The organism is Caulobacter sp. CCUG 60055 (genome assembly GCF_022750545.1).
Classification (GTDB): Bacteria; Pseudomonadota; Alphaproteobacteria; order Caulobacterales; family Caulobacteraceae; genus PUIC01.
The window spans coordinates 357,932-384,741 of record NZ_PUIC01000001.1 but is presented as its reverse complement, the minus strand read 5'-3'; the positions used below and the strand labels follow the sequence as shown (position 1 = coordinate 384,741).

General features: G+C 71.3%; 25 protein-coding genes, 1 tRNA gene and 1 pseudogene. 13 read left to right on the top strand and 14 right to left on the bottom strand.

Annotated elements, in window-relative coordinates:
* Positions 1-31: 31 nt before the first annotated feature.
* Positions 32-949, bottom strand: coding sequence for a septal ring lytic transglycosylase RlpA family protein (locus tag C5708_RS19405; RefSeq protein ID WP_347566987.1), 918 nt, complete (start codon positions 947-949; stop codon positions 32-34).
* Positions 950-1,135: 186 nt separating this feature from the next.
* Here C5708_RS19405 and C5708_RS01745 point away from each other — a divergent pair, with 186 nt between their 5' ends.
* Together C5708_RS01745 and C5708_RS01740 are read left to right on the top strand one after the other, a co-directional pair.
* Positions 1,136-1,552: a helix-turn-helix domain-containing protein gene (locus tag C5708_RS01745; RefSeq protein WP_242917186.1), complete on the top strand. Its 417-nt coding sequence runs from the start codon at positions 1,136-1,138 to the stop codon at positions 1,550-1,552.
* Positions 1,549-1,950 (top strand): DUF4180 domain-containing protein, encoded by a 402-nt coding sequence (locus C5708_RS01740; protein WP_242917184.1) that lies wholly within the window; start codon positions 1,549-1,551, stop codon positions 1,948-1,950. The genes C5708_RS01745 and C5708_RS01740 overlap by 4 nt, the downstream gene beginning before the upstream one ends.
* Before the next feature lie 41 nt (positions 1,951-1,991).
* Here C5708_RS01740 and C5708_RS01735 read toward each other — a convergent pair whose 3' ends face one another.
* Complete coding sequence (locus C5708_RS01735; protein WP_242917182.1) at positions 1,992-2,432, bottom strand: hypothetical protein; 441 nt, start codon at positions 2,430-2,432, stop codon at positions 1,992-1,994.
* 184 nt (positions 2,433-2,616) lie between these two features.
* On the opposite strand from C5708_RS01735, the gene C5708_RS01730 reads away from it, so the two are divergent.
* On the top strand, positions 2,617-3,381 hold the full coding sequence (locus C5708_RS01730) for an SDR family oxidoreductase (protein ID WP_242917180.1): 765 nt from the start codon (positions 2,617-2,619) through the stop codon (positions 3,379-3,381).
* Between the two features lie 30 nt (positions 3,382-3,411).
* Here the strand turns inward: C5708_RS01730 and C5708_RS01725 are convergent, their stop codons facing one another.
* Positions 3,412-4,083 (bottom strand): TetR family transcriptional regulator, encoded by a 672-nt coding sequence (locus tag C5708_RS01725; RefSeq protein WP_242917178.1) that lies wholly within the window; start codon positions 4,081-4,083, stop codon positions 3,412-3,414.
* Positions 4,084-4,163: 80 nt separating this feature from the next.
* Here C5708_RS01725 and C5708_RS01720 point away from each other — a divergent pair, with 80 nt between their 5' ends.
* Both C5708_RS01720 and C5708_RS01715 read left to right on the top strand, forming a co-directional pair.
* Entirely contained in the window at positions 4,164-5,297 is a 1,134-nt protein-coding gene (locus tag C5708_RS01720; protein WP_242917176.1) for an NAD(P)/FAD-dependent oxidoreductase, read from the top strand.
* Between the two features lie 20 nt (positions 5,298-5,317).
* Positions 5,318-6,850 carry an FAD-dependent monooxygenase gene (locus tag C5708_RS01715; RefSeq protein WP_242917174.1) on the top strand — a complete coding sequence of 511 codons (1,533 nt, stop codon included), beginning with the start codon at positions 5,318-5,320 and terminating at the stop codon, positions 6,848-6,850.
* 15 nt (positions 6,851-6,865) lie between these two features.
* Here C5708_RS01715 and C5708_RS01710 read toward each other — a convergent pair whose 3' ends face one another.
* The 3 genes and pseudogenes from C5708_RS01710 to C5708_RS01700 all read right to left on the bottom strand — a co-directional run bounded on the left by C5708_RS01710 (position 6,866) and on the right by C5708_RS01700 (position 8,511).
* Positions 6,866-7,111 (bottom strand): 4-oxalocrotonate tautomerase family protein, encoded by a 246-nt coding sequence (locus C5708_RS01710; protein ID WP_242917172.1) that lies wholly within the window; start codon positions 7,109-7,111, stop codon positions 6,866-6,868.
* A 28-nt stretch (positions 7,112-7,139) separates the two neighbouring features.
* Positions 7,140-7,751, bottom strand: coding sequence for a muconolactone Delta-isomerase family protein (locus tag C5708_RS01705; protein WP_242917170.1), 612 nt, complete (start codon positions 7,749-7,751; stop codon positions 7,140-7,142).
* A gap of 26 nt (positions 7,752-7,777) precedes the next feature.
* Positions 7,778-8,511, bottom strand: a pseudogene (locus tag C5708_RS01700) (SDR family oxidoreductase).
* 127 nt (positions 8,512-8,638) lie between these two features.
* On the opposite strand from C5708_RS01700, the gene C5708_RS01695 reads away from it, so the two are divergent.
* A complete protein-coding gene (locus C5708_RS01695) occupies positions 8,639-9,583 on the top strand; it encodes a LysR family transcriptional regulator (RefSeq protein WP_242917168.1) in 945 nt (314 codons plus the stop codon).
* 27 nt (positions 9,584-9,610) lie between these two features.
* Here the strand turns inward: C5708_RS01695 and C5708_RS01690 are convergent.
* Together C5708_RS01690 and C5708_RS01685 are read right to left on the bottom strand one after the other, a co-directional pair.
* A tRNA-Ser gene (locus C5708_RS01690) sits at positions 9,611-9,700 on the bottom strand.
* 101 nt (positions 9,701-9,801) lie between these two features.
* Entirely contained in the window at positions 9,802-12,063 is a 2,262-nt protein-coding gene (locus C5708_RS01685; RefSeq protein WP_242917166.1) for a S8 family peptidase, read from the bottom strand.
* Positions 12,064-12,195: 132 nt separating this feature from the next.
* Between C5708_RS01685 and C5708_RS01680 the strand changes: the two genes are divergently transcribed.
* Entirely contained in the window at positions 12,196-12,438 is a 243-nt protein-coding gene (locus C5708_RS01680; protein ID WP_242917164.1) for a sulfurtransferase TusA family protein, read from the top strand.
* On the opposite strand, the gene C5708_RS01675 is transcribed toward C5708_RS01680, so the two are convergent.
* The 3 genes from C5708_RS01675 to C5708_RS01665 form a co-directional block, all read right to left on the bottom strand.
* Positions 12,425-13,369, bottom strand: coding sequence for a YihY/virulence factor BrkB family protein (locus C5708_RS01675; protein ID WP_242917162.1), 945 nt, complete (start codon positions 13,367-13,369; stop codon positions 12,425-12,427). The genes C5708_RS01680 and C5708_RS01675 overlap by 14 nt on opposite strands.
* 192 nt (positions 13,370-13,561) lie before the next feature.
* Entirely contained in the window at positions 13,562-14,689 is a 1,128-nt protein-coding gene (locus tag C5708_RS01670) for a CaiB/BaiF CoA-transferase family protein (protein ID WP_242917160.1), read from the bottom strand.
* Between the two features lie 82 nt (positions 14,690-14,771).
* Positions 14,772-15,536, bottom strand: a complete 765-nt coding sequence (locus tag C5708_RS01665) for an SDR family NAD(P)-dependent oxidoreductase (RefSeq protein ID WP_242917157.1) — start codon at positions 15,534-15,536, stop codon at positions 14,772-14,774.
* Positions 15,537-15,685: 149 nt separating this feature from the next.
* On the opposite strand from C5708_RS01665, the gene C5708_RS01660 reads away from it, so the two are divergent.
* The 3 genes from C5708_RS01660 to C5708_RS01650 are packed head-to-tail and all read left to right on the top strand — an operon-like array spanning position 15,686 to position 18,245.
* Positions 15,686-17,005, top strand: a complete 1,320-nt coding sequence (locus tag C5708_RS01660) for a diguanylate cyclase (RefSeq protein ID WP_242917156.1) — start codon at positions 15,686-15,688, stop codon at positions 17,003-17,005.
* Between the two features lie 14 nt (positions 17,006-17,019).
* Positions 17,020-17,673 (top strand): DsbA family oxidoreductase, encoded by a 654-nt coding sequence (locus C5708_RS01655; RefSeq protein ID WP_242917144.1) that lies wholly within the window; start codon positions 17,020-17,022, stop codon positions 17,671-17,673.
* A 47-nt stretch (positions 17,674-17,720) separates the two neighbouring features.
* Complete coding sequence (locus C5708_RS01650) at positions 17,721-18,245, top strand: CcdC protein domain-containing protein (RefSeq protein ID WP_242917142.1); 525 nt, start codon at positions 17,721-17,723, stop codon at positions 18,243-18,245.
* Here C5708_RS01650 and mfd read toward each other — a convergent pair whose 3' ends face one another.
* Positions 18,246-21,707 carry a transcription-repair coupling factor gene (mfd, locus tag C5708_RS01645; RefSeq protein WP_242917140.1) on the bottom strand — a complete coding sequence of 1,154 codons (3,462 nt, stop codon included), beginning with the start codon at positions 21,705-21,707 and terminating at the stop codon, positions 18,246-18,248. It lies immediately after the preceding gene.
* A 4-nt stretch (positions 21,708-21,711) separates the two neighbouring features.
* A complete protein-coding gene (locus tag C5708_RS01640; RefSeq protein WP_242917139.1) occupies positions 21,712-21,996 on the bottom strand; it encodes a succinate dehydrogenase assembly factor 2 in 285 nt (94 codons plus the stop codon).
* Positions 21,997-22,076: 80 nt separating this feature from the next.
* Here C5708_RS01640 and recG point away from each other — a divergent pair, with 80 nt between their 5' ends.
* The 3 genes from recG (at position 22,077) to C5708_RS01625 (ending at position 25,588) form a co-directional block, all read left to right on the top strand.
* Entirely contained in the window at positions 22,077-24,152 is a 2,076-nt protein-coding gene (recG, locus tag C5708_RS01635) for an ATP-dependent DNA helicase RecG (RefSeq protein WP_242917137.1), read from the top strand.
* 69 nt (positions 24,153-24,221) lie between these two features.
* Positions 24,222-25,208, top strand: a complete 987-nt coding sequence (locus C5708_RS01630) for a phosphotransferase family protein (protein WP_242918032.1) — start codon at positions 24,222-24,224, stop codon at positions 25,206-25,208.
* Positions 25,205-25,588, top strand: a complete 384-nt coding sequence (locus C5708_RS01625; RefSeq protein WP_242917135.1) for a DUF6285 domain-containing protein — start codon at positions 25,205-25,207, stop codon at positions 25,586-25,588. Before C5708_RS01630 ends, C5708_RS01625 begins: the two co-directional genes overlap by 4 nt.
* On the opposite strand, the gene C5708_RS01620 is transcribed toward C5708_RS01625, so the two are convergent.
* Entirely contained in the window at positions 25,585-26,781 is a 1,197-nt protein-coding gene (locus C5708_RS01620) for a DUF3089 domain-containing protein (protein ID WP_242917133.1), read from the bottom strand. The two genes, C5708_RS01625 and C5708_RS01620, sit on opposite strands and share 4 nt — an antisense overlap.
* Positions 26,782-26,810: the final 29 nt, after the last annotated feature.

Genomic DNA, 26,810 nt, shown 5'->3' with positions numbered 1-26,810 from the left:
CGCGCAAGGCCCGACGCGTCAAAGCCGGCGGTCAGAAGCCGGGAACCACCCGGGCGTCGGCGAAGCCGGCCGCCGCGACGCCCGGCAAGGCGGCGGCGGCCTTGGCCTCGTCGGCCCAGCCGCCCATCACCACCACGCGATAGAGCGTCGAGCCCCCGCGCACGATGGGGCGGATCACCGCCTGCCCCGCCACCGAAAGCTGGGCGACCGCCCGCTCGGCGTTGTCGCGACTGGAGAAGGAGCCGGCCTGGATGGCGAAGGCTCCCGCCGGCGCGGCTGGCGAAGGCGCGGGGACGGGCGCGGGCGGCGGCCCAGACACGATCTGGGTCGGCTGGGGCGCGGGTTGAGGCGGCGGCGGGGGAGCGGCGGCGGGCGGGCGGCGCTCGTTCATCGCCAGCTGCGGCCGCGCGGTCGACGGGATCAGCGGCGCCGGGCCGACATAGCGCACCCGAACCCGCGCCGTGCCCTTGTTGAAGAAGCCGAGCTCGTCGGCGGCGGCCCTGGACAGGTCGATGATGCGTCCGCCGTAGAAGGGGCCCCGGTCGTTGACCCGCACCTGAATCCGGCGGCCGTTGTCGAGATTGGTCACCTCGACGATGCTCGGCAGCGGCAAGGTGGTGTGGGCGGCCGACGGCGTGAACATGTCGAACGTCTCGCCGTTGGCGGTGCGGCGATTGTGGAACGGCTCGCCATACCAGGACGCGACGCCGGTCTTGTCGTAGTTCGGCTGCTCGGAGGGCACGTACCAGACGCCGCCGACCTGGTACGGCGAGCCCACCATATAGCGTCCGCCCGACTGCGGGTTGGCGACGCGCTTGGCCTTGGTCTTGGCTTGCTGGGCGGTCGATCGCGGCGGCGGCGATGTCGTCGCGCAGGCCGCCAGAGCCAATGCGCCCAGGCAGGCGACGGCGAGCGTCAGGCTGGATCGCTTCGAGGTCGCAGCGAGCACTCGCGCCTCCCATCGGGCGGCGAACCGCCGCCGCCGGCACGCCGAAGGGTGAACAAGGAGTTTTTAGGATTGGTTAAGCGAAGCTTGCGCCGCGATGGCGTCCGCATCGCCTAGCGAGATCGCCTTTATTATTCCGCATTTTGCGATATATAGAGACTAATGTGGATAATTATAGCCTGACAAGCGATGTCGGACGAGGTCTATACGGTCGAACAGGTCGCCGCCCGGCTGGACCTGCATCCCAAGACCGTGCTGCGTTTCATTCACGACGGCCGCCTGCGTGCGGTCCGCTTCGGCAAGGCCTATCGCATCCTGAGGAGCGATTTCGAGGCCCTGATCGGTCAGGACCGCGCGCGCACTCCCCTCCAGGCGCTGTCGACCAGCATCGTCGATGTTCCGGACATCCCCGCCGACAAGGCCGACCGCCTGGCGACGGCGCTGACCGCGACCTTGGTCGGTCGCGAAGCGCGGCCGGAGGCCGTGCGGCTCGAAACCGCATTCGATCCGGCGCGGCGGCGACTGAAGGTGGTGGTCATCGCCGCCCCGGCCGACGCGGCGGCGGTGTTGCAGACCCTGGCCGCCCTGCTGGAAGCCCTGTCGTGACCGCCGCCCGGCATGCGGTCTCCGACGGCGTGGCGGTCCTCGCCGGGGTTCGGGTGATGGTCTGCCCGGATGACGGGCCGCTGATAGACGCCGAGAGCCGGGCGACCGACCTGATCGGCGACGCGTTCGGACTGGACGTGGCCGCGGTCGCCGTGCCGGCGATCCGCCTGCCGCCGGCGTTCTTCCAGCTGAGGACCGGGCTGGCGGGAGCCATCACCCAGAAATTCGCCAACTACGGCTTCCTGCTGGCCGTGGTCGGCGACGTCTCGCGATGGACCGCCGCCAGCGGCGCGCTCGCCGATTTCGTCCGCGAGGCCGATCGCGGACGTGTCGTCTGGTTCGTCGCCGACATGGAGCGACTGGCCGAGCGCCTGCTGGCGCGGCCGCCCACGCGCTGAAGGCCCTGGCGCAGCGGACCGCCCGCTCCGCCAGGATCGCCTCAGTGGAACGAGACGGTCATCGTCGAATCGTAATCCCCCGACAGGGCGTAGCGATAGGTGAAGGTCTGACCGCAGGTCGCGGCGCGGCCGCTGCCGTCGGTGGCGTTGCGCGAAACCGGCGTCGTCGCGGTGATCTGGTAGTGACCGTAGAAGCTGCTGTACACCGACTGGGTGTGGAACGTGCAGCTGGCGTTGGACAACGTGTCGAACACCGTGACGTTGCTGTAGACGTCGCCCGAGAAGTTCTTTGAGCCTGTTCCCTGCCCCATGGCCGCGACGACCTTGGGCTGGGTGGAGAAGATTCCCAGATCGTCCGTGGCGCTGATCGACGCCGCGCCCTGGTTCTTCAGGATCAGCGAAACGATGGGGGACGCCGAGGCGGCCTGGGCGGTCGCGACGCCGCCGGCCAGGACGGCCGCGGCCAGGAGCAGGTGTTTCATGATGGTTCGCCCTTCTGCGCGGGCCGACGCCCGCAACGGGCAGTCTCCACCATTGCCTTAAACTATAAAGGGTGAAATTCCCCTCAGGGTAGAATTATGAGCGGCCGGCGAACCGCAAGATACGGGTGTCGGATCGGCGTCGCGGACGTCACTAAGCCCTCCGGTCAACAACGGAGCGCGCATCATGGGACAGTTGGAGCGGAAGGTGGCGATCGTCACCGGCGCCACCTCGGGGATCGGTCGGGCGGCGGCCAGGCTGTTCGCGGCCGAAGGCGCCAAGGTGGTGGCGACCGGCCGGCGTCAGGCCGAGCTGGACGCTCTGCTGGCCGAAATCCGGTCGGCCGGCGGCGAAGCCGCGGCCATCGCCGGCGACATCCGCAATGAGGCCCTCTCAGCGGCGCTGGTCGATCTGGCCGTCGAGCGGTTCGGCGGCCTCGACATCGCCTTCAACAACGCCGGCGCCACGGGCGCCGTCGCCCCGACGCCGGAGATCGACGCGGACGCCTGGCGCGAGACCATAGAGACCAACCTCACCAGCGCCTTCCTCTGCGCCCGCCGGCAGATTCCGGCCATGATCGAACGCGGCGGCGGCGCCTTGCTGTTCACCTCGACCTTCGTCGGCCATACGGTCGGCTTCCAGGGACTGGCCGCCTACGCCGCCGCCAAGGCCGGGCTGATCGGCCTGACCCAGGTCATCGCCGCCGAATTCGGCGGCGCGGGCGTCCGGGCCAACGCCCTGCTGCCGGGCGGCACGGACACCCCGATGGGGCGTCAAGTGGCCAACACGCCCGAGAGCCGGGCCTATATCGAAGGGCTGCACGCCCTGCGACGGCTGGCCACCCCCGAGGAGATCGCCCGCTCTGCCCTGCACCTGGTCTCCGAGGCCTCAAGCTTCATGACCGGAACGGCGGTCCTGGTCGACGGCGGGTTCTCGATCTACCGCGGCTAGGGCCCCGCCCCGTTCGCGCCGGACGGCCGCCTATCTGACGGTCTCGATGCCGGCGAGGATGAGGTCGACGCCGGCGAGGAATTGCTCGCGGTCGTCGTGCTCGGGCAACTGCGCCGCCACCTGTCGCACGAACGGATAGGCCACGGGGTCGAGCCGCTCCCATTTGTCGGCGATGGCCCCGAGGAGCGTCGCCCGATCCGAGCCGCTCGCGAAAAAGCGGGCACCGGCCGCATACTGACCGGCCAGGCCGAGAATGAAGCTCAAGATCGCGGTCGTGGCGTTGAACTGGATAGGCCTTGGAACGCCGAGCGCCTGAACCTGCGCGCCCACCCCCTCCAGTATCCGCAGGACTGCGTGCTGCCAGGGGTCGCGGGAAAGCTGCCCGCCTATCCAAGGGTGGGCGTCGATGACGTCGAAGACCCCGAGGGCCAACGCGCGGATCACCTCGCGCGGCGGTAAATCCGTCTTCGCGCCGGTCGTCAGGCCGGCGACGAGTTGGTCCGCGGCCGCCGCGAGCAGCTCGCTCTTGTCGGCGACGTGCCAGTAGATCGCGCCGCTCCCGGTCTTCAGGCGCGCCGCGAGCGCCCGGAAGGTCAGGGCGCCCTCCCCGTCGGCGTCGAGAATTTCGATGGCGGCTTCGACGATGCGTTCCTTCGAAAGCGCGTTCGCCCGCCGTTCGGTCCGTTGAGTCAGTGTGGCCATGAGCGTGATCTTGACATGAATGGAACGTCGTTCCAATAAGGCATCTGGAACAACGTTCCATTGAATCCGGAAGGAAGGCGATGACGACACCCGTCACCATCATCGGCGCGGGCCTAGGCGGTCTTGTCCTCGCCCGCGTCCTCCACCTGCACGGCGTCCCAGCGACCGTCTACGAGGCCGATGCTTCGGCCGAAGCCCGGACGCAGGGCGGTCAACTCGACATTCACGAGCACGACGGTCAGGTCGCGCTCAAGGCCGCCGGCCTCATCGACGAGTTCCGCGCGATCATTCACCGGGGCGGCGAGGCCGCGCGCGTGCTCGATCGGCGCGGCGGCGTGGTGTTCGAACAGCCCGACGACGGCGCCGGCGGGCGGCCCGAGGTCCTTCGCGGCGATCTGCGCCGAATTCTCCTGCGATCCCTGCCCCCGGAGACGATCCGGTGGGGCAGGAAGCTCGACCGCGTCGTCGCGCTGGGCGACGGCCGTCACGCGCTGACCTTCGCCGACGGATCGACCGTGACCAGCCGCCTGCTCGTCGGCGCCGACGGCGCCTGGTCGAAGGTCAGGCCGCTGCTGTCCCAGGCGGTTCCCGAATACATCGGCACGTCGTTCGTCGAGACCTACCTGCATGACGTCGACACGCGGTTCCCCGCGACGGCGGAAGCGGCCGGCGGCGGCGCCCTCTTCGCGCTCGCCCCGGGCCAGGGGGTTTTCACCCACCGCGAAGCCGGCGGCGTTCTACACGCCTATGTCGCGCTGAGCCGTCCCGCCGCGTGGTTCGCCGGGCTCGATTTCGCCTCGGCCGCCGCGATCGCGAAAGTGGCGGCCGAGTTCGACGGATGGGCGCCGGCGCTCACCGCGCTGATCACCGGCGGCGAGGCCGCCCCCGTGCTGCGCATGCTGCATGCCCTGCCGACCGACCATCGATGGGGGCGCAGGCCGGGGGTGACGCTGCTCGGGGACGCGGCCCATCTGGCGCCGCCGGCTGGCGAGGGCGCGAACCTGGCCATGCTCGACGGCGCCGAACTGGGGGCAGCCATCGCCGCCCGCCCCGACGACATCGAGGCCGCGCTCGGCGTCTATGAGGCGGCGATGTTCCCGCGCAGCCGGTCGGCCGCCGAGGACTCGCACCGGATGCTGGCGCTTTGTCTCGACGGCCGCGCGCCCTACAGCCTCGCCGATTTCTTCGCCGGCGCGCCCGCCTCCACCCATTAAGGAAGCCCAGGAATTCGCCCATGTTCTATGACGTCGTGATCGCCGGGGCCGGCCCGGTCGGCTTGTTCCTGGCGTGCGAGCTGCGCCTCGCGGGACTCTCGGTCCTGGTGCTGGAGCAAGCCGAAGACCCAGCCTCCCCCTTGAAGCGCCTCCCCTTCGGGCTGCGCGGCCTTTCGGCGCCCACCATCGAGGCCTTCCACCGTCGCGGCTTGCTCGACGACATCACCGCGCAGCAACAGGCCAAGGACGCCTCGGGCGGCGGCGTTTCAGCCGCGGCGCACTGGACGCGGCAGACGCGCCGGCCCGGCGGTCACTTCGCCGGCATCCAGTTCTACGACGACGACGTCGACGCCTCGAAATGGCCGTACCGCCTTCCGAGCCCGGCCGGCGCCCGCATGGCGGTCGATCTGGAGTCCATCGAATCCATCCTGGCCGCCCGCGCCGTCGCCATGGGCGTTGAGATCAGGCGCGGCCTTGGCGTCGAGGGGCTCGCCGCGTCGGACGACGGGGTGGCCGTCAGCGCCGGCGGCGAGACCTTTCGCGGAGGCTGGCTGGTCGGATGCGACGGCGGCCGCAGCACCGTCCGCAAGGCCGGCGGCTTCGAGTTCGCGGGCGCCGACCCCGAATTCACCGGCTATTCCGTCGAGGTCGAGATGGCCGATCCGGACGAGCTTCGCGAGGGCCGCCACTACACCGCCACGGGGATGTTCACCTACGCCCGGCCCGGGACCATCGCGATGGTCGAGTTCGACGGCGGGGCTTTCCACCGAAGCTCGCCGATCACGCTCGAGCACGTGCAGGCGGTCCTGCGCCGCGTCTCCGGCGTCGACGTCGTCCTGACCGACCTGCGAATGGCCACCACCTGGACGGATCGCGCCTATCAGGCGACCGCCTACCGCCGGGGCCGGGTGCTGCTGGCCGGCGACGCCGCGCACATCCACTCCCCCTTGGGCGGTCAGGGGCTCAACCTCGGGCTTGGCGACGCCATGAACCTGGGTTGGAAACTGGCGTCCACCGTCCGCGGCCACGCGCCGGACGGTCTGCTCGACAGCTATGGGAGCGAACGCCATCCGGTGGGGGCCGACGTCCTAGACTGGTCGCGGGCCCAGGTGGCGATCATGCGGCCGAGCCGGAGTTCGCGGGCCCTAGAAGCCATCATCCGCGACCTCATCGCCACCGGCGACGGCGCGACCTATTTCGCCGAGCGCGTCTGGGGCGTTTGCCTTCGCTACGATCTCGGCGAAGGCCATGCGCTGGCGGGACGCAGCGTTCCCGACTTCGAACTGGGCGACGGGACCAGGGCCGGCGACCTCCTCCGGACGGGCGCCGGCCTGCTGCTGGATTTCGACCCGCGCGCGCCGCTTCAGGCGCTGGCGGACGGCTGGCGAGACCGCATCGCCTATGTCGCCGGCGCCCCCAAGGAGCGGCTGGGCCTGAGCGCCGTTCTCGTGCGCCCCGACGGCTTCGTCGCCTGGGCCAGCGACGGAGCCCCCAACCCAGACGAAGCGGCCCGAGCCGCCTCGCGATGGTTCGGAGGCCCCGCCCCGGCGTGACCGCCTGGCCCTGCGCTAAGGCCCTCGGCGGCTGTTCCGCGGCTCGGAACCAGGCGCCGGCGCTCGCCCTTCGCGGATGGCGGTGGTGGTGTGTCCGCCGAAACCCCAGTTGTCGGTGTCGACCTCCTCGATCACCACGTGCGTCCATTCCGGCGGCTTGCGCAGCACGCGCTCCAGGGTGTCGGTGACCTCGCGGATGACTTGGGCCTTCTGCCCGGCGCTGACGCCCTCGCGGGTGATGCGGATGCTGACGAAAGGCATGGCTCTCTCCTTGTTCTCGCCCGGGCGATCAGCGGCCCGTCGGGTCGTTGGGATGCGGGGTCAACGGGGTGGTCTCCACGGTCATCCAGGGACGCAGGGGCAAGGCGTCGACGATCGCGGCGATTTCGGCGTCGTCGCCCGCGCGCCAAAGGCCGAGGGCGCGCCGTTCGCCCGACGGGGCCGGAAGCGACCATAGCCGCAGCAGGTTCCCCCGGGCCGCCAGATCCCGCGCGCGTTCGGCCTCGCGCGACAGGACGTCGTCGACCTGCGCGCGCGGCGTTCCTGGCGGCGGCGTGACCGTCATGACGATCAGGAACTCCCGGCCCGCCGCCAGGGTCGGGACGGCCGCGCGCGCTCCCGGATCGTTCGGATGGGCCGACAGCGGCGACGGCTGGTCGGTGCGCCAGACCCGCAGCGGCATCGAGGCCAGCGCCCTTTCGAGGCTGGCCTCGTCCGGGGCCGAGAACAGGCCCAGGCTCCGCCACTCGCCCGGCCGCAGCGGCGGGCGCCATAGACGCAGCAGCCGGCCCGCACGCGCCAGTTCGGCGGCGCTGCGCGCCTCTCGGACGCGCATGTCCTCGACAGCCGCCTCCGAGGTTCCGGTCGGGACGTGGGTGGTCATCGTCACAAGGTATTCCATGGGCTTTCCTCGGCTCGTTCGGCGCCTCAGCGCCCGGCGCTGAAGCCGCCGTCCACCGGCACGACGGCGCCGGTGACGAACTCGGCCCCGACAAGGTAACGCACCGCCGCCGCGATCTCGTCGGCGCGGGCGATGCGGCCCAGCGGGTGCAGATCGCCGAGGGCGGCGTGGCTCTCGGCCGGATGCATGGGCGTGTCCACGACGCCTGGCGCGACGGCGTTCACGGTCACCCCTCGCGGCGCCAACTCCAGCGCCAGGGCGCGCGTGGCCTGGTTGACGCCGCCCTTGAGCGCCACGGCGAGCAGCGCCGGCACGCTCGCGTGCGGTTGCAGCGCCAGCGCGGCGGTGATGTTGACGATCCTGCCGCGCCCGCGCTCGCCCATGTGGCGGGCGGCTTCCTGCGACATGTAGAGCACGCCCTTGAGGTTGGTCGAGATTTGCTCCTCGATCTCCTGCGGCGTGAAGTCCACGAACGGCTTGACCGCAAAGATGCCGGCGTTGTTCACCAGCACGTCGACCTGCCCGTAGCGCGAGATCGCCTGCGCGAACACGTCGCGGGCGGTTCCGGGCGCGCCGACGTCGCCCGCGACGCCAGGAAGCGCTCGCCGGCCTTCAGGCGGTCGGCCGCGGCCTGCAGGCGCTGGGCGGAGCGGCCCGTGCCGACCACGTTGTAGCCCTCGCGCAGAAAGGCCTCGGCGAGGCCCAGGCCGATGCCGCCGCCGGCGCCGGTGATGACGATGGTGTTTTCAGACTTGCTCATGGTGGCCCTCGGATGGGTCCGTTTGGACGGCCTGGCTGATGGCCAGGGCGCGCCGACCGAGGAAACTTATTAATGACCAACGCGCTGATAAATGTAGGCTGACGCACTTCTATGGATACATGATGTAATGAATGCGCAACGCCAGTTTGACGACATCGTCTTGGGCAGCATCGAGCTGTTCTGCCTGGCCGCCGAGGCCGGAAGCTTCACGGCCGCCGCCCATGCCGCCGGGGTCACCCCCGCCGCCGTCAGCCGGTCCATCGCCCGCCTGGAAAAGCGGCTGGGCGTGCGCCTGTTCGTGCGCTCCACCCGCAGCATCCGCCTCACGGAAGGCGGTCGCGAATATTTCGAACACTGCCGCACGGCGCTCAACCAGCTGGTCGAGGCCGAGCGCAGGGTGACCGGCGAGCAGGCGCAGCCCAGCGGCGTGATCCGCGTCAGCGCGCCCACGACCTATGGGCACTACAGGCTCCTGCCCCTACTGCCCGCGTTCCGCGCGCGGCATCCGCTGATCACGGTCGAGGCCCAGATCAGCAATCGCAACATCGACATGCATGAGGAGAACTTCGACGTCGCGATCCGTTTTCGCGCGTTGCCGGACTCAACCGTGGTGGCGCGCCACCTGGAGGACGCCGAGCTCGTCGTCGTCGCCAGCCCCGAATACCTTAGGGGCGCGGGGCGGCCCGAGACCTTGCCGGATCTGGAACGGCATGAGTGCGTCCAGTTCGCCCTGCCGAGCAGCGGACGGCGGATCCCGTGGCTGTTCAGGCTGGACGGCCGTGACAAGGAACTGCTCCTGACCAGCCACTACAGCTGCTCCGAGGATGTGCTGGCCGGCGTGACGCTGGCCAGGGCGGGCGCGGGCCTGTTCCAGACCTACCGGTTCGTGGTCGAGAAGGACCTGGCCGACGGCTCGCTCGTCGAGGTGCTGCAACCCTTCGCCGGCCGCTCACGGCCGGTCAGCTTGATCTACCCCCACGGGCGGCTGTTGCCGTCGCGCGTACGCGCGTTCGTGGACTTCATGCTTGAGCACCGCCAGCCGCCGTCGCCCGCGACGGCGCACGCAGCCTAGGGCCTACGATGTGGCCGCGTACTCCTGTGGCGGACGGGGTGGGATTCGAACCCACGGTGGGCGTGAACCCACGGCGGTTTTCAAGACCGCTGCCTTAAACCACTCGGCCACCCGTCCGCAGACGCGGCCGCCGGCGGAATCGGCCGTCGGCGAGCTTGCGTCGCGCCTCTTACCAGCCGTCGGCGGCGGGCTCCAGCGCCCGTCGCGTCGATCCCCGCTCAGAACGAAGCCCGCCAGGTGGCGAACAGGCCCAGGTTGGGCGCGTTGGCGGCGTCGTGGTTCTCGTTGAACAGCACCACCCCGCGCAGCTGCACCACGCCCCAGGCGTCGAGATCGCGCCAGGCGTTGAGGCCGAGATCCAGCTCACGCGCCGTCGGCGCGGCGTCGACGCGGCGGTCGGAGAAGGTCACCGGGTCGAAATAGCCGGCCGGGACGTCGGCCAGGCGGGCGGTGAAGGCGCCCCGCTCGACCCGCACAGGCTGCGACAGGTCGAGCGACAGCCCCGTGCAGCCAAGATTCAGCAGGGCGCAGTCCGCCCTCGCCCCCACCCGCCAGCTGGAGCTGAGCGCCCCGGCCGCCAGTTGCAGCACGCGGCCGTCGGCCTGGCTGCGGCCCATCGACGCCTCGGCCGACAGCGTCACGCCGTCGGCGGCGTCCCAGTCGCCGGACAAGGTGGCGAACTGGGTCCGCGCCGGCATCTGGAAGCCCGCCCGCGCCGACAGCAGCGAGCCCAGGGGGCCGTCGTCCTCGGTCAGCGTCCCGAACGACGCGGCCGCCCGCCAGGGCCCGCGCGCGAAACCGGCGGTCGCCCGCACGTAGCGCGAGCCGCCCTGGTCCGTGGGGGCGATGGTGGGATCGAGGAAGGCGCGGCGGGGCCCGCCGCCCTCCTCGGCCGACAGGGTCCACGGGCCGAGGGCGTAGCCGGCGCGCACGGCATGGTCGGCCCCGGCCATCAGGGTGAAGGCGTCGGTCGGCGCCGCCTCGAACCCGGGCGCGGCTCCCGGCTGGCCCCGCCAGGCGTCGAGCAGCAGCGCGCCCTGGCGGAACGACGCCAGCATCTCGGGCTGCGGCTGGGCCTGGGTCAGGCTGGTCAGGGCGGCCGGCGCGGCGTCGGCGAACGCCGGCCGGCTGACGGTCAGGCTGAGACGGGCGCCGCCGGCGGTCTGGATCGTGCTGCTGGAGACGACTGACGAGGCCGGGCCGGGGCGCAGACTCTGGCGGGCCGCGCCATGGAAGACCGCCCCCAGGTCGACGACGAACAGACGCCTGTAGTCGTCGTAGCCGATGGTGGTCAGGCCGGCGCCGACGCGCACGGCGCCGCCGAACGCCGCGCCCATCGTCCCGCCGCCCTTGCCTTCGGGCAGGGCGATGGCCGCGCCCGCCGCCGTGGGCACGCTGGTGGTCCCGACCGGCTGGAAGGCCCGCTGCAGGTTCAGCCCGCCGCGCCCATAGACGGCGTCGGTCCCGGGGTCGCCCAGGTCGTCGGCCGTGCGCAGCAGGATGTCGGCCGCCTGGGCGCCGGTCAGGTTGGGAAAGGCCTGCAGCAGCAAGGCCAGGGCGCCGGCCACCTGAGGCGCCGAGAACGAGGTGCCCGACATCGACCAGCAGCCGCTCGCATCGCAGTCCGAGACGATGTTGACCCCTGGGGCGGTGATGTAGTCCTGCGCCGCCGCGCCAGCCTTGTTCGAGAAGCTGGCCAGGGTCCCGGCCTGGGTGGTGGCGCCGACGGCGATCACCGAGCCCTGGAAGCGCGGGTCCACGGCCAGCATCGCCGGATTGGACGGATTGGCCGCCGAATCGTTGCCGGCCGAGATGGCGAACACCACGCCGGCGCCGACGGCGCGCTGCATGGCGGCGATGAAGGCGGCGCTGCTGGGGTCCGGGCCGCCCAGCGACAGGTTGATGACCCGCGCCCCGTGCGCCACGGCGTAGTCGATCCCCCGCGCCGTGTTGACGTCGTTGAACGAACACTCGGTGGCGCAGCTGCCGTCGGTCTCGGCCCGCACCGACAGGATGGTCGACTGATAGGCGACGCCGATGGTGCCCATGCCGTTGAAGGCGGCGGCGGCGACCCCCGCCACCCGCGTGCCGTGCCGCGAGGCCAGGGCGCTCGACTGGCGGCCCGCGATGACGTCCGTCGAGTCCGACGAGATGTTGCCCTGCAGGTCGGGTTGGGCGAAGTCGATGCCGGTGTCGATGACGCCGATGACGACGCCCTTGCCGGTGGCGCCCTGGGCCCAGGCCTTGTCGGCCTTGATCGCCCCGACCGCATAGTTGCGGAGGAACTCGTCGCTGGTGGTGCTGGGCGTGTTGGCCGGCGGCGGCGCAGGCGGCGGGTTGGACGGCGGCGGCGACGGCGGGGCCGGCGTGGTGACGCCTCCGCCAGGACCTCCGCCGCCGCCGCCGCCGCAAGCCGCCAGCGTCAGGGACAGCGTGACGGCGCAGGCCGTCGTCGCCCAGAACTTGATCCACCCGGTCATGCGCCGCCCGATTCCCGCCGCCGGCAACCGGCGACGCCCTCCTGATCGAACCTTGCGCCGATCTGAGCCCGCTTCGCGCCGGAAGCCAATGCGGCATGGACGCATCGACGCAGTCGTGATGAAAGGCGTGGCATGTCCTCGCCGAACGCCGCCATACCCATCGTCGACGCGCGGGGCCACCAATGCCCGGTGCCGACCCTCAAGCTGCGCAAGGCGCTGGCGTCGGCCGCCCCCGGCCAGGCCGTGCGCCTCCTGGCCGACGACCCGATGGCCCGCATCGACGTGCCGCATTTCGCCGCCCAGAACGGCTTTGAGCTGCTCGAACAGTCCAGCGACGGCGCGACCTCGAGCTTCCTGGTGGTCAGGCCGCGCTAGTCGGACGCTCGCCGACTTCGGCCCGCCCCGCTTCGTAGACGGCGTCGCTCTCGTCGCCGAGGGCGATGGCCGCCTCGGTGGCCACGGCGCCGCCGAAGAAGATGGCGTTGACGTTCCAGGACAGCCAGATCAGGAACACCACGACCGCCGCCACCGAGCCGTAGGTGGCGCCCAGATGGGCGATCTGCTCGACATAGTAGGCGCTGGCCCAGGAGGCCGCGATGAACATCAGGGCGGCCACGGCGCCGCCGAGCGCCGAGGCGCGCCAGCCCACCGGCGTGCGCGACATGGCGTAGCGGTAGATCAGCATCAGGCCGAGGGTCAGGCCGAACGAGGCCCAGGTCCATTCCGAGAAGACCCAGTTGACGCCCTTCATCGGGTTCAGCTCCGCGGCCGCGACCACGACCCGCACCGTCAGGAACGCCGCCGACACCACGGCCAGCAGGCCGAAGGCGGCGACGGCGACGATCAGGGCCATCAGGTTGAAGCCGAAGAAGCCGCGTGGATTCTCCTCGCCGTGGATGAACGACAGGCCGGCCAGCAGCGCCTTGAAGCCGCGATGGGCGGCGTAGAGGCCGATCACGATGGCCAGCACGCTCTGGGTGGACGCCGCCCCGCTGGGCGTGTGAGCCAGCCGGGTCAGCTGGGCCTCGAACAGGCCCTGGGCCCCGGCGGGCAGGATCTCGGCGAAGGCGTCGGCCTGGGCGGCGGCCTGCTCAGGCGTCGACAGCAGGCTGTAGATGCCGATCGACAGGGCCAGGGCCGGAAACACCGCCAGCAGGGCGAAGAAGGACACCCCGCCGACATAGAGCATGACGTCGCGTCCCCACAGGCGCGTCAGGGCCTTGCCGGCCACCTTGAGGACGGCCCAGCCCCAACGCAGGGGGGTGAGTTCTAGAATGCGCAGGCCCTGGCGCTCCCTCGCTCGCAAGACGAGGTGTTTCGCCTCGCGCGGCGATATGTGCAAATGAAAACGACGCGCCACCGTTTCGGGTGGCGCGTCGCCAGGATGACCGTGTCTTCGTCCTGATGGACGGCCGCCGCTTCGAGGGACGGGAGAGCGCGACGGCCGTCCATGCCGCGCATCCTGGCCCCGCCGCGCTGAACCCAGCCTGAATGAAGCCTACAGGGCGCCGTCGGTTTTCAGGGCGGCGATCTCGGCCTCGGCGAAGCCCCACCGCGACAGCGCGCCGTCGTTGTCGGCGCCGATGGCCGGCGGCGGCCCCTGCACCGCGCCCGGCGTGGCCGAGAAGCGAGGCGCCGGCGCCGGCTGCATCACGCCGGCGATCTCGACGAAGGTCTCGCGCGCCTTGTTGTGCGGATGCTCGGGCGCCTCGTCCATGTTCAGCACCGGCGCGAAGCAGACGTCCGTGCCGCCCATGATCTCGGTCCACTCCGCACGGGTGCGGGTGCGGATTACCGCCGCCAGCTTCTCGCGCAGGGCCGGCCAGGCCTCGCGGTTCATCTGCCCGCTGAATTCAGGGTCGGATATCCCCGTCTTTTCAAGAAGAAGCGCATAGAATTGCGGTTCGATGGAGCCGATCGACACCCATCCGCCGTCGGCGCATTGGTAGGTGTCGTAGAAGTGCGCGCCGCCGTCCAGCAGGTTGCTGCGCCGCTCTTCCTTCCAGATTCCCATGGCCTTGAAGCCGTAGAACATGGCCATCAGGGAGGCCGCGCCGTCGCTCATCGCGCAGTCCACCACCTGGCCGCGTCCCGTGGCGCGGGCGTGGATCACGCCGGCCAGCAACCCGAAGGCCAGATAGAGCGCCCCGCCGCCGAAATCGCCGACCAGGTTCAGCGGCGGGACGGGCTTGTCCTCGGCGCCGATGGCGTGCAGCGCGCCGGTGATGGCGATGTAGTTCATGTCGTGGCCGGCGGCCTGGGCGTAGGGGCCGAACTGCCCCCAGCCGGTCATGCGGCCGTAGACCAGCTTGGGATTGCGGGCCAGGGCGACGTCGGGACCGAGGCCGAGGCGCTCCATCACGCCCGGCCGGAACCCCTCGAACACCGCGTCGGCCCTCTCCATCAGCTTGAGGCAGGCCTCGACGGCCTCCGGCTTCTTGAGATCGAGCGCCACCGACTGGCGCCCCCGGCTGGTCACGTCCGCCGGCGAGGCGCGGCCATGGCCCTTGCGGTCGATGCGCACCACGTCGGCGCCGAGGTCGGACAGCAGCATGCCGCAGAACGGCCCCGGCCCGATGCCGGCGAACTCGACGATCTTCAGTCCCGCGAGCGGCCCTTGCGCCATGATGTCTCTCCCTGACCCCGACGGTCCCGATCCGCCAAGCTAGGCGCGCTGACGTTCGGTCAGGCAAGGCCGGCCAGACCTTCTAGAGCGACTGGCCGTCGTCGACGGTGACCAGGGTCCCGGTGATGAACCGCGCCGCCGGTCCGGCCAGCATCGTCAGCGCGGCGTCCAGCGCGTTCTCGTCCATCAGCCGGCGGCGGGGAAAGCCCTTGATCTGCTTCTGGCCGCCCTCGGTGTGGAACCAGTCGCTGTTGATCTCGGTCTCGATATAGCCCGGGCAGATGGCGTTCACCGCCACGCCGCTGCGCGCCCATTCGCGCGCCAGTCCCTTGGTCATCATGGCGACCGCCGCCTTGGAGGCGCAGTAGGCGGTCAGGCCGGGCAGCACCGTCTCGGCCGCGATCGAGGCGATGTTGACGATGCGGGCCCGGCCCTCGCCGGCGACGCCGCTGTCGATCATGCGTCGGGCCGCCTCGCGGGCCGCGAAGTAGACGCCCCGCACATTGACGGCGAAGGTCTGGTCGAAGGCTTCGGGGCTGAGGTCCAGGGCCATGCCCTCCCCGCCGACGCCGGCGTTGTTGATCAGGATCGACAGCGGGCCGAGCTCGGCCTGGACCCGGTCGAGGGCGGGGCCGATCGCGCCGACGTCGGCCACGTCCAGCGCCACCGCCATGGCGCGGCCGCCGCGCCCGGCGATGGCGGCCGCCTCCTTGTCCAGGCGCTCGGTCCGCCGGGCGGCCAGGGCGACGGCCGCCCCGGCGTCGGCCAGAACGTGGGCGAAGCGCCGGCCAAGGCCGCTCGACGCCCCGGTTACGAAGGCGACCTGTCCGGTCAAGGGCTTATCCATGATCTCCTCCCACGGCCGCGACGTCCCGCCTCTGTCCGAACGCCGGGCCTCTGATATCCTGAAGGCGGTTGCGATTCCCGGCGATGGACCCTATCGCGGGTTCGATAGGCCCCGAAACGCGACATGGGGCAGGTGCGAAGGGGTTTTGAGTGTCGGTTCACGCGCGCGTCCTGATCATCGCGAAAGACGACACGCTGGCCGGCCCGCTCTCCGAAGGGCTGGACCGGCTGGGCTGGCGGACGGTCACGGCGCGCGGGCTCTACGCCGCCGCCAGCGCCGCCGCCGACTTGCAGGTCGAGGCGGTGATCGTCGATCGCGCGGCCATCGAGCCCGACGTCGCCCTGGTGCTGCAACGGCTGCGCTCGGCGCTGGCGCCGCGGCGCGCGCCGATCATCGCCATCGGCGAGCCGGACCAGGAGGGCGACGGTTTCGACCTGACGCTGGCCCCGCCGCTGCATCCCGCCCAGGCCGTGCTGCGCCTGGAATCCCTGGTGCGCATGGCCATCGCCGAGGAGGAATACGACCTGCGGCGCGAGACCTTCGCCGATCGCGGCCAGCCGCTGGCCGTGGTCGAGGACGAGGCCGCGCCCTTCCGCGTCCTGGCGGTGGGCGAGCCGGCCCCGCAGTTCCTGGCCCTGTCCAACGCCCTCGCCCGCAGCGGGGCCGAGGTGGTGGGCGCCTTCACCGCCTACACCGCCTTCGATTATCTACACGAGCGCGCCTTCGACGCCGTGGTGCTGTGGGCGGGCGACAACCAGAACGAGGCGTTGTCCATCGCCGCCGGCATGCGCCGCAACACCCGCCTCTATCATATCCCCGCCCTGCTCTATCTGCGGGCTCAGTCGATGATCACCCTGTCCGAGGCCTTCCATCGCGGGGTCTCGGACGTGGCCTCGCCCGAAACGCCCGAAACCGAATCCGCCCGCCGCGTGATCGAGCTGGCCCGCGCCTATCGCCGGCAGAGCGCCATCCGCCGGGCCCTGGAGAAGGCCCGCGGTTCGGGCCTGATGGACGCCGCCACGGGGCTGTTCACCCGCGACCTGTTCGCCGCCCATTTGGCGCGGCTGTCGCAGTCGGCGGTCAAGCGCGGCCGTTCGCTGTCGGTCTGCGTGCTGCGTGTGGCCGACCGGGCCGAGACCGCCCGCGCCCGCGCCGGCGGCTGGGTCGACCGGGCCATCCCGCAGATCGGCTCGATGATCGGCCGCCTGGTGCGCACCGAGGACACCGCCGCCCGCCTGGGCCCCGAGATCTTCGCCCTCGCCCTGCCCGCCACCCCGCACGTCGCCGCCCTGGCGGCGGGCGAGCGGATCGCCGCCGTCATCGGCTGCACCGCCTTCGACGCCGGCGAGGACCATCCGCCGTTCGTCTGCGAATTCGATATCGGGGTCTCGCAGCTGGAGCCGGGCGAGAATCCTGCGCGCGCGCTTGAGCGGGCCGCCGCCAAGGCGTTGCAGCGCGAGGCGGGCTGAGCCAGTCTGCGGCCATGGCCGAGCCCCTGCAAATCGACTTCATCGCCGACGTGGTCTGCCCCTGGTGCTATCTGGGATGGCGACGGCTGCACCAGGCGCTGGCCCTGCGGCCGGACATCGAGCCGCATGTGGTCTGGCGCCCCTACCAGCTCGATCCGACCTTGCCCGAGGAAGGCGTGGACCGCGCCGCCTACATGGCCGCCAAGTTCCCCGACCCGGCACGGCTCAAGACCGTGCACGACCATCTGGTCGCCCTCGGGGCCGAGGACGGCGTCGCCTTCGACTTCGCGCGGATCGAGCGGTCGCCCAACACCAATGCGGCGCATCGGCTGATCCGCTGGGCCCACGGGCAAGGCGTCCAGGACGCCGTGGTCGAGGGGCTGCTCCGGGCCTATTTCGTCGAGGGACGCGACATAGGCGCGCCCGAGGAGCTGGCGGCCATCGGCGCGGCGGCCGGAATGGACCGCCTGCTGATCCTCAAGCTGCTGTCCGAGGACGCCGATCGCGAAACCGTGACGCGCGAGCACGAACTGGCGGTGCGCGCCGGCGTCAGCGGCGTGCCGTTCACGATATTCGCCGGCCGCGTGGCGGTGGCCGGGGCCGAGCCCCCCGACCGCCTGCTTCAGGCCATCGACTCGCTCGCCGCCGCCCCGCCCGCCGGCGGCTGACCCCCGATAGCCGGCCGGCGCGCCGGTCCTGTGAGGATTTCCGTACGATGGACCACAACTCCGCCAGGCTGCTGCCCTTCGTCATCACGCCGCTCATCCTGCTGGTGGTCATCCTTCGCCTGCGGCGGATGAGCCAGTCGCGGCCGCTCAAGCTCGAATGGCTGTGGATCATGCCGGCGATCATGCTCGCCTCGGCGGCGGCCATGCTGAGCCAGATGCCTCCCAAGGGCCTCGACTGGTTCTGGCTCGGCCTGATCTTCACGGTCGGCGCCGTGGCCGGCTGGTTCCGCGGCCGGATGATGAACATCACCGTCGATCCGCAGACCCACGCCATGAACGTCCAGGCCTCGCCATGGGCGCTGTATTTCCTGGTCGCCCTGTTCGCCGTCCGCTTCGGCCTGCGCTCGGTGATGCTGCAGGAGGCCCAGGCCTGGCACCTGAGCGTGGCGCTGATCACCGACGCCTTCGTGGTTTTCGCCGTCGGCATGCTGGGCGTGCAACGGCTGGAGATGGCGATCCGCGGCCGGCGCCTGCTGAGCGAGGCCCGGGCCGCGCGGGCGGCCGGGGCCTGATCAGCCGCCGGCCAGCTTGGCCAGCTGGACGAGGATCTTCTCGGCGGCGTTGAGGCGCGCTTCGGGCTCGTCCCACTCGCCCTTGACCACCACCTTCTGATCCGGCCGCAACCGCCACACCGCCCCGTTCTTCTGGATGAAGAGGACCAGGGCCGCCGGGTTGGCGAAGTGATCGTCGCGGAAGGCGATCACCGCCCCCTTGGGGCCGACGTCGATCTTGCCGACATTGGCCTGGCGGCACAGGCCCTTGATCGCCACCACCTTCAGCAGCTGGCCGGCCTCGGCCGGCAGGGGCCCGAAGCGGTCGATCAGCTCGGCGGCCAGGGCTTCGCGGTCCTGGGCCTTCTCGGCCTCGGACAGGCGGCGATAGAGCGCCAGCCGGACATTGAGGTCCGGCACGTAGTTCTCGGGGATCAGCACGGCCGCGCCGGTGTTGATCTGCGGCGACCAGCCGCGATCGACCACCAGGGCGTCGGGGCCGCCCCTGGCCTTCAGCTCGGCCACGGCGTCCTCCAGCATCTGCTGGTACAGCTCGACGCCGATCTCCTTGATGTGGCCCGACTGCTCGTCGCCGAGCAGGTTGCCGCCGCCGCGGATGTCGAGGTCGTGGCTGGCCAGCTGGAAGCCGGCGCCCAGGCTGTCGAGCGACTGCAGCACCTTCAGGCGCTTCTCGGCCGACAGGGTGATCTGCCGCTCGGCCGGGGTGGTCATGTAGGCGTAGGCGCGGGCCTTGGAGCGGCCGACGCGCCCGCGGATCTGGTAGAGCTGGGCCAGGCCGAACATGTCGGCGCGATGGATGACCAGGGTGTTGGCGGTCGGGATGTCCAGCCCGGACTCGACGATGGTGGTCGATAGCAAGACGTCGTACTGGCCCTCGTAGAAGGCGGTCATGACGTCTTCGAGCTGGGTCGGCGCCATCTGGCCGTGGCCGACGACGAACTTCACTTCCGGCACCTGCTCGCGCAGGAACTTCTCGATGTCCGGCAGGTCCTTCAGGCGCGGCGCGACATAGTAGGCCTGGCCGCCGCGATACTTCTCGCGCAGCAGCGCCTCGCGCACCACCACGGGGTCGAACGGGGTGATGTAGGTCCGCACCGCCAGGCGGTCGACCGGCGGCGTGGCGATGATCGACATCTCGCGGATGCCCGACAGCGCCATCTGCAAGGTGCGCGGGATCGGCGTCGCCGTCAGGGTCAGCATGTGCACGTCGGCGCGCAGGGCCTTCAGCGCTTCCTTGTGCTTGACGCCGAAGTGCTGCTCCTCGTCGACGATGACCAGGCCGAGGTTCTTGAACTCGACCTGCTTGGACAGGACGGCGTGGGTGCCGATGACGATCTCGATCTCGCCGGCCTTGAGCCCGTCGCGGGTCTCGCTCGCTTCCTTGGCCGGGACCAGCCGCGACAGGCGGCGGACCTTGACCGGCCAGCCCTGGAAGCGGTCGACGAAGGTCTTGTAGTGCTGGCGCGCCAGCAGGGTGGTCGGGCAGACCACGGCGACCTGATGGCCGCTCATCGCCGTCACGAAGGCCGCGCGCAGCGCCACCTCGGTCTTGCCGAAGCCGACGTCGCCGCAGATCAGCCGGTCCATCGGCTTGCCGGCCGAAAGGTCGGTCAGCACGTCGCCGATGGCGTTGAGCTGGTCGTCGGTCTCCTCGTAGGGGAAGCGGGCGCAGAACTCGTCGAACAGGCCGTGCGGCGGGTCGACCTCGTCGGTGTGCTTGAGCTGGCGGGCGGCGGCGATCTGGATCAGACCGTCGGCCATCTCGCGCAGCCGTTCCTTGGCCCGGGCCTTGCGCGCCTGCCAGGCGGCGCCGCCCAGCCGGTCGAGCTGAACCCCGTCGCTCTCGGCGCCGTAGCGGGTCAGGAGGTCGATGTTCTCGACCGGCAGGTAGAGCTTGGCTTCGCCGGCGTAGTGCAGTTCGAGGCAGTCGTGGGGCGCCTCCTGCACCTCCAGCGTCTTCAGTCCCTCATAGCGGCCGATGCCGTGGTCGATGTGCACCACCAGATCGCCGGGGGTCAGGGCCGAGGCCTCGGCCAGGAAGTTCTGGGCGCGCCGCCGCTTCTTGGGCCGCGCCAGCCGGTCGCCGAGGATGTCGGTCTCGGAGATGACCGCCAGGTTATCGGTTTCGAAGCCGGCGTCGAGCGGCAGCACCACCCGTTGCGGCTTCTTGGGGTCGTTGGCCTTGGCCGCCTGCCAGTACGGCGCGAAGGCGATGCCCTTCAGCCCGTGGTCGGCCAGCATGGTCCCCAGGCGTTCGGACGAGCCTTCCGACCACGAGGCGAACAGCACCCGCCGCCCCTCGCCGGCCAGCTTGCGGGCGTGTTCGGCGGCGGCTTCGAACAGGTTGACGCTGTCCTGGGCCCGTTCGGCTGCGAAGGTGCGGCCCAGGCGCGCGCCCATGTCCACCGCGCCTTCGCTAGCGAAGGGCGAGAACCGGCGGTTGGGGTGCAGCGCCAGCCGCTGCTCCCATTCCTGTTCCGAGAGGTAGAGCGCCGTGGCCGGAAGGGCGCGATAGCGTCCCTTCTGCGCCGCCTCGGACCGCGCGTCGAAGGCGTCGGCGATCATGGCCAGACGCTCGTCGCGGGCTTCGGCGGCGAGGTGATCGACCCCGATCAGGCAGCCCGGCGGCAGGTAGTCGAACAAGGTCTCGAGCCGCTCGTAGAACAGCGGCAGGAAATGCTCCAGCCCGGCGCGGCGGTGGCCCTCGCTGATCGCGGCGTACATGGCGTCGTCGCCGGGCGCGCCGAAGGTGGCGAGATAGCCCTTGCGGAACCGCGACACCGCCTCGGCGTCGAGCAGGGCCTCGCTGACCGGCAGCAGGTCGACAGCCTTGAGCTGCCGCGTCGAGCGCTGGGTCTCGGGATCGAAGGCCCGGATCGAATCGAGCGTGTCGCCGAACAGGTCCAGGCGGACCGGCTCGTCGGCCGCCGACGGGAAGACGTCGATGACGCCGCCGCGGATGGCGAACTCGCCGCGCTCCGACACCGTCGAGGCCCGCACATAGCCGTTGACGGCGAAATAGCGTTCTAGGTCGGCGATGTTCACGTCCTGGCCGTGGCGGGCCAGATAGGCGGCGCGGCCGACGGCCTCGCGCGGCGGCGTGCGCTGCAGCAGCGCCGGCGTCTGGGTGACCAGCAGGCGTGGCTTGGCGTCCAGTCCGCGCGCCAACAGGCTCAGCGTGGCCATGCGCTGGGCCGCAACCCCGGCGGACGGCCCGATGCGGTCATAGGGCAGGCAGTCCCAGGACGGGAACCGCAAGATCTCGATCTCGGGCGCGAAGAACGCCAGGGCGTCGATGAAGGCCGAGGCCCTGGCGCCGTCGCGGGCGACGAAGACGTTCAGGCCGCCCCGGGCCCGCACGATGTCGGCCATCACCAGGGCGTCGAAACCCTCGGGGGCGCTGCCCAGGTCGAGCCGGCCCGGGTCCGTAGCGATGCGTTTGGCTTCGGAATCGCGCGCCATGCCCTCAGGCTCCCAGGTCGCCGTCGCGGGCGGCGTGGGCGAAGAAGCGGAAGCTCTTGATCAGGTCCAGCACTTCGCCGTCATAGGCTTCCGGCGTCGGCTCGCGCCCCACGATCCAGGCGTAGAGGTCCTGGTCCGGTTGGTCGAGCAGCACTTCGAAGGCGTCGACCTGGGTCGGCGTCAGCTCGGCCAGATGCTTGTCGGCGAACGGTCCGAGGATGAGGTCGGCCTCTCTGAACCCCCGATGCCAGGCGCGGAATCGAATCTTCTTGAGGCGGGTGTCGTCCATGGGATCCGGCGAAAGCATGAGGTGAAGGCGGGCATATAGAACGCCAAGCGACCGCCCGCCACCCGCGCTATGGTGCCGCGATGCGGCCGGAGATTCTCTATTCGCTGTTTTCACCCGCCACCACGCTCAAGGGCGTGGGGCCCAAGGTTGCGCCCCTGGTCGAGAAATTGGCCGGGCCGCTGGTGCGCGACCTGGCCTTCCTGGCGCCCCAGGGCCTGGTCAAGCGGCCGCTGACGGCGATCGCCGACGCCGCCGAGGGGCAGGTCCAGACCGTGGTCGGCGTCGTCGAGGCGCACACGCCGCCGCCCCGACCCAGCCTGCCGTGGCGGATGCGGCTGTTCGACGGCTCGGCCTTCATCACCCTGACCTGGTTCAAGGGGCACGGCCCGCACCTGGCGCGGCAGCACCCCGTCGGCGAACGGCGGGCGGCCAGCGGCAAGGTCGAGCGCTTCGGCGCCGAACTGCAGATGGCCCATCCGGACTACCTGCTGCCGGTGGAGCGCATCGACGAGATCCCCCAGGACGAGGCGATCTATCCGGCCACGGCCGGGCTCGCGCCGCGCACGGTGCGCAAGCTGGTCGCCGAGGCGGTCGCCCGCGCGCCGGAGCTGCCCGAATGGCTGGACGAGGCCTGGCGCGCGCGCGAGGGGCTTCCCGGCTGGCGCGCCGCGCTGGAGGCGTTGCACGCGCCGAAGTCCGACGCCGACCTTGGCCCGGAGCATCCGGCCCGCCGCCGGCTGGCCTATGACGAACTGCTGGCCCACCAGCTGGCCATGGCCCAGCGCAAGGCCTCCCGCCGGGCCCAGCCCGCCGTCCGCGTCCCTGGGGGCCCGACGGCGGCCGCCCTGGAAGCCGCCCTGCCCTTCCGGCTGACCGGCGCCCAGAGCCGGGCGCTGTCCGAGGTTCGCGGCGACCTGCAATCGGGCGAACGCATGAGCCGCCTGCTCCAGGGCGACGTCGGCGCCGGCAAGACGGTGGTGGCCATGCTGGCCATGGCCGACGCCGCCGACGCCGGCCTGCAGTCGGTGCTGATGGCCCCGACCGAGATCCTGGCCCGGCAGCACTATGAGACCGTGGTCGGCCCGCTGGAAGCCCAGGGCGTGCGCTGCCTGCTGCTCACCGGGCGCGACAAGGGCGCGGCGCGGGCCGAGAAACTGCGGGCCCTGGCCGGCGGCGAGGTCGCGGTCGCCATCGGCACCCACGCCCTGTTCCAGGACGACGTCGTCTTCAAGGCCTTGGCCCTCGCGGTGATCGACGAACAGCACCGCTTCGGCGTCAACGAGCGCAGCCGCCTGCAGGACAAGGGCCCCTCCACCCACCTTCTGGCCATGTCGGCGACGCCGATCCCGCGCACGCTCGAACTGACGATGTTCGGCGACCTCGACGTCTCCCGCATCGATGAAAAGCCGCCGGGCCGAAAGCCCGTGGCGACCAGGGCCGTGCCGGCGCCGCGCATCGGCGAGGTGGTCGGCCGGCTGTCCGAGGCGCTGAAGGGCGGCGCGCAGGCGTTCTGGATCTGTCCGCTGGTGGCCGAATCCGAAACCGTCGACCTCGCCGCCGCCGAAGGCCGCGCCGAGGACCTGCGTCGCGCCCTCGGGCCGCGCGTCGGCCTGGTGCACGGCCGCATGGCTCCGGCCGAAAAGGACGCGGTGATGGCCGGCTTCGCCGACGGCGAGATCGCCCTGCTGGTGGCCACGACGGTCGTCGAGGTCGGCGTCAACGTCCCCAACGCCTCGATCATGGTCATCGAGCAGGCCGAGCGGTTCGGCCTCGCCCAGCTGCACCAGCTGCGCGGCCGCGTCGGGCGGGGCGTGCGCGAATCCAGCTGCGTGCTGCTCTACGATCCGCCGCTGTCGGCCGCCGGCGAGGCGAGGCTCGACATCCTGCGCAAGACCGAGGACGGCTTCGTCATCGCCGAGAAGGACCTCGAGCTGCGCGGCGGCGGCGACCCCCTGGGCCTGAAGCAGAGCGGTTTTCCGGCCTACCGGCTGGTCGATCCGGTCGCCCATCGCGGCCTGATCGCCACGGCGGCCGACGACGCCCGGCTGATCCTGGCCAGGGACCCTGGCCTGACCAGCCCGCGCGGCCAGGCCGTCCGCCTGTTGCAGCAACTGTTCGACTGGCGTCCGGGCGGGCCGTTGACTGACGCCGGGTGAGGCTTGGCGACATCCTCGCGCCGGGCCAACATGGCCCGATCCCGGGAGGTCGAGTTGGACCCGCAAGCGATGCACGCCGCCCTGCAAGCCCTGGCGCCGCGCCTGGTTCCCGGCGGCGGAGAGATCGGCGACCTGCGCCGCCTGTCCGGCGGGGCCAGCCAGGAGACCTGGGCCTTCGTCGTCAATGACGGCGCCCGGCCGACGCCGTTGATCCTGCGCCGGCGCCCCGCCCATGCGCTGGGCGAGGCCGAAGGCCGCGCGCTCCCGCTCGCCATGGAGGCCCGGCTGATCCGCGCCGCCGCGGCCCAGGGCGCCCCGACGCCGGACGTGGTCCATGTCTGCGCGGTGGAAGACGGCCTCGGCGAGGCCTATGTGATGGCGCGCGTCGCCGGCGAGACCCTGGGAAGCCGCATCGTGCGCAACGAGGCCTTCGCCAAGGTCCGCCCCGGCCTGGCGCGACGATGCGGCGAGGTCCTGGCCCGCATCCACGCCACGCCCCTCGATCCGCTGGCCGAGCTGCCGATGTCCGACGCCGCCAGCGAGCTGGCCCGTTACGAGGCGGTCTATCGCGGCCTCGACGCCCGGCGTCCGGTGTTCGAGGCCGCCTTCGCGCACCTGAAGGCCCACGCTCCGCCCCTGGTCCGCCCGGTCCTGGCCCATGGCGATTTCAGGAACGGCAACCTGATCGTCGACCCTGAACGCGGGCTGGCCGCCGTGCTCGACTGGGAGCTGGCGCACCGGGGCGACCCGGCCGAGGATCTCGGCTGGATCTGCGTCAACTCCTGGCGCTTCGGCGAGCACCGCAAGCCCGTCGGCGGCTTCGGGACCTACGAGGACCTGCTGGAAGGCTACGCGGCCGCCGGCGGCGAGCCGCCGTCGCTGGAGCGGCTGCTCTACTGGCAGATGCTCGGTTCGCTGAAATGGGGAGTCATGTGCCTGATGATGTACGCCAGCTACGCCGCCGGCGCCGACCTGTCGGTCGAACGGGCGATGATCGGCCGCCGGGCCAGTGAAACCGAGATCGACCTCGTCGCCTTGCTGGAACGGGCCGCATGATCCGCCACCCCACCGCCCTGGAATTGATCGACGCCGTCGCCCGCTTCATCGAGGAGCGGGCCGCGCCTGCGCTCAAGGACCGCGACGCCTTTCACGCCCGGGTGGCGGTCAACGCTCTCGGAGTGGTCCGGCGCGAGCTGGAGGCCGGCGCGGCGGCCGAGACGGCGGCCCGCGAGCGCCTGCGCGGGCTCTTGGGGCGAGACGGGGATTTCGAGACCCTGAACGCCGCCCTCTGCGACGGATTGCGCGCCGGCGAGATCACGCTCGACCATCCGGGCCTGATGGATCACCTGAAACGCTGCGCCGCCGAGCAGGTCGGCATCGACCAGCCCGGCTATTCCGGCCTCAAGGCCCTGCTGGGCGAGCCCGGCGGCGGCTAGTCGATGCGGTGCACCGGGGCCATCCCGACTTCGATCGACTTCTCGATCGGCGGGGCCGGCTTGGGGAAGTCCGGAAGGTTCAGCAGGCTCGCCACCCGCGCCTGGGCGTCGGCTTCAAGGTCGGCGTAGAACAGGTTGAAGGCCGGTTCCTTCAGCCGGTCGGCCCAGCCGCCGGATTCCTTCAGCGACGGCGATTTCGGCTTCGACACCCGCAGCACCCCGCCGACGCACTGGGTCGACACCTGCCGCACCAGGAACGCCGGACGCGTGCCCCATTCCAGACCCGAGACATTGGCCGCGCCGAGGTTGGCGCGGGTCGGAACCTTCTCGTCGGTCTCCTTGCCCACCAGGGGGTTGACGCAGAGCGCGTCGCGGCCGTCCAGGTTGACCAGCTGGTCGCCCTTCCAGACCAGGGCCCGGTCGAGGGCTTGCTGGGCGGCGTCGTGGTCGTTGTCCCAGACGTCGATCCAGCCGACCACGCAGCGCGCCTGGTTGCGGCGAGAGCAGGACGGGATCGGGCCGGCCTTGGGGCCGTCATAGTCGGTCCGCGGCGCAGCGACATCGACGAGATAGACCCCCGCCAACCGGTTCACCAGCTTGCGATCCGGCGCGATCTCGTCACGCAGCAGCCGCTGCGCCATCAGGCCGCCCTGCTCCACCCCGACGAGCACGAGCGGCCGGCCGCGATTATAGTGCTCCAGATAGTACCGGAAGGCCTCCCGCACGTCGCCATAGGCGAATCGCCGGGCGTCGCGGGCGTCGTCGCGCAAGGTCAGCTGGCTGTAGAGGCTGGCCTGCCGGTACTTGGGGGCGAACAGGCGCCCGACCCGGAAGAACGGCCCGGCGTAGTTGGGCAGCATCACCCGGTTGAGCAGGCGGTCGGCCTGCGAGGCGCCGATCGGCGCATTCCAGTCGCGGCCGCCGTCGAAGGTGGTCGGATGGATGAAGAAGACGTCGGCCGGCAGGTCGTTGGCGGTCCAGATGGCCGGCCGGTCCGGTATCAGCGCCCAGCTCTTGCGCTGGCCGTAGTCGGGCGGCGGCGGCGGACGGTAGGTCTGATAGGGCACCTTGGGATCGAGCGCCGCCTGCAGGATGTCGTCCCGCCACACGAACGCCGCGGTCAGGACGATCGCCGCCATGGCGACGCCGCCCGCCAGAAGCCAACGCTTGAACCCGACCTGCCCTTCCGCCATGCCGCAAGCGATACACGAACCGCGAGAGC

Excerpts from the sequence above, each read along its gene's own strand:
- C5708_RS01620 (WP_242917133.1), bottom strand. The coding sequence starts at position 26,781 with ATGGCGGAAGGGCAGGTCGGGTTCAAGCGTTGGCTTCTGGCGGGCGGC.
- C5708_RS01725 (WP_242917178.1), bottom strand. The coding sequence starts at position 4,083 with ATGGCCACACTGACTCAACGGACCGAACGGCGGGCGAACGCGCTTTCG.
- C5708_RS01735 (WP_242917182.1), bottom strand. The coding sequence starts at position 2,432 with ATGAAACACCTGCTCCTGGCCGCGGCCGTCCTGGCCGGCGGCGTCGCG.
- C5708_RS01655 (WP_242917144.1), top strand. The coding sequence starts at position 17,020 with ATGGCCGAGCCCCTGCAAATCGACTTCATCGCCGACGTGGTCTGCCCC.
- C5708_RS01625 (WP_242917135.1), top strand. The coding sequence starts at position 25,205 with ATGATCCGCCACCCCACCGCCCTGGAATTGATCGACGCCGTCGCCCGC.
- C5708_RS01630 (WP_242918032.1), top strand. The coding sequence starts at position 24,222 with ATGCACGCCGCCCTGCAAGCCCTGGCGCCGCGCCTGGTTCCCGGCGGC.
- C5708_RS01695 (WP_242917168.1), top strand. The coding sequence starts at position 8,639 with ATGAATGCGCAACGCCAGTTTGACGACATCGTCTTGGGCAGCATCGAG.
- mfd (WP_242917140.1), bottom strand. The coding sequence starts at position 21,707 with ATGGCGCGCGATTCCGAAGCCAAACGCATCGCTACGGACCCGGGCCGG.
- C5708_RS01650 (WP_242917142.1), top strand. The coding sequence starts at position 17,721 with ATGGACCACAACTCCGCCAGGCTGCTGCCCTTCGTCATCACGCCGCTC.
- C5708_RS01640 (WP_242917139.1), bottom strand. The coding sequence starts at position 21,996 with ATGGACGACACCCGCCTCAAGAAGATTCGATTCCGCGCCTGGCATCGG.
- C5708_RS01685 (WP_242917166.1), bottom strand. The coding sequence starts at position 12,063 with ATGACCGGGTGGATCAAGTTCTGGGCGACGACGGCCTGCGCCGTCACG.
- C5708_RS01715 (WP_242917174.1), top strand. The coding sequence starts at position 5,318 with ATGTTCTATGACGTCGTGATCGCCGGGGCCGGCCCGGTCGGCTTGTTC.
- C5708_RS01720 (WP_242917176.1), top strand. The coding sequence starts at position 4,164 with ATGACGACACCCGTCACCATCATCGGCGCGGGCCTAGGCGGTCTTGTC.
- C5708_RS01745 (WP_242917186.1), top strand. The coding sequence starts at position 1,136 with ATGTCGGACGAGGTCTATACGGTCGAACAGGTCGCCGCCCGGCTGGAC.
- C5708_RS01680 (WP_242917164.1), top strand. The coding sequence starts at position 12,196 with ATGTCCTCGCCGAACGCCGCCATACCCATCGTCGACGCGCGGGGCCAC.
- C5708_RS01710 (WP_242917172.1), bottom strand. The coding sequence starts at position 7,111 with ATGCCTTTCGTCAGCATCCGCATCACCCGCGAGGGCGTCAGCGCCGGG.
- C5708_RS01665 (WP_242917157.1), bottom strand. The coding sequence starts at position 15,536 with ATGGATAAGCCCTTGACCGGACAGGTCGCCTTCGTAACCGGGGCGTCG.
- C5708_RS01730 (WP_242917180.1), top strand. The coding sequence starts at position 2,617 with ATGGGACAGTTGGAGCGGAAGGTGGCGATCGTCACCGGCGCCACCTCG.
- recG (WP_242917137.1), top strand. The coding sequence starts at position 22,077 with ATGCGGCCGGAGATTCTCTATTCGCTGTTTTCACCCGCCACCACGCTC.
- C5708_RS01705 (WP_242917170.1), bottom strand. The coding sequence starts at position 7,751 with ATGGAATACCTTGTGACGATGACCACCCACGTCCCGACCGGAACCTCG.
- C5708_RS01670 (WP_242917160.1), bottom strand. The coding sequence starts at position 14,689 with ATGGCGCAAGGGCCGCTCGCGGGACTGAAGATCGTCGAGTTCGCCGGC.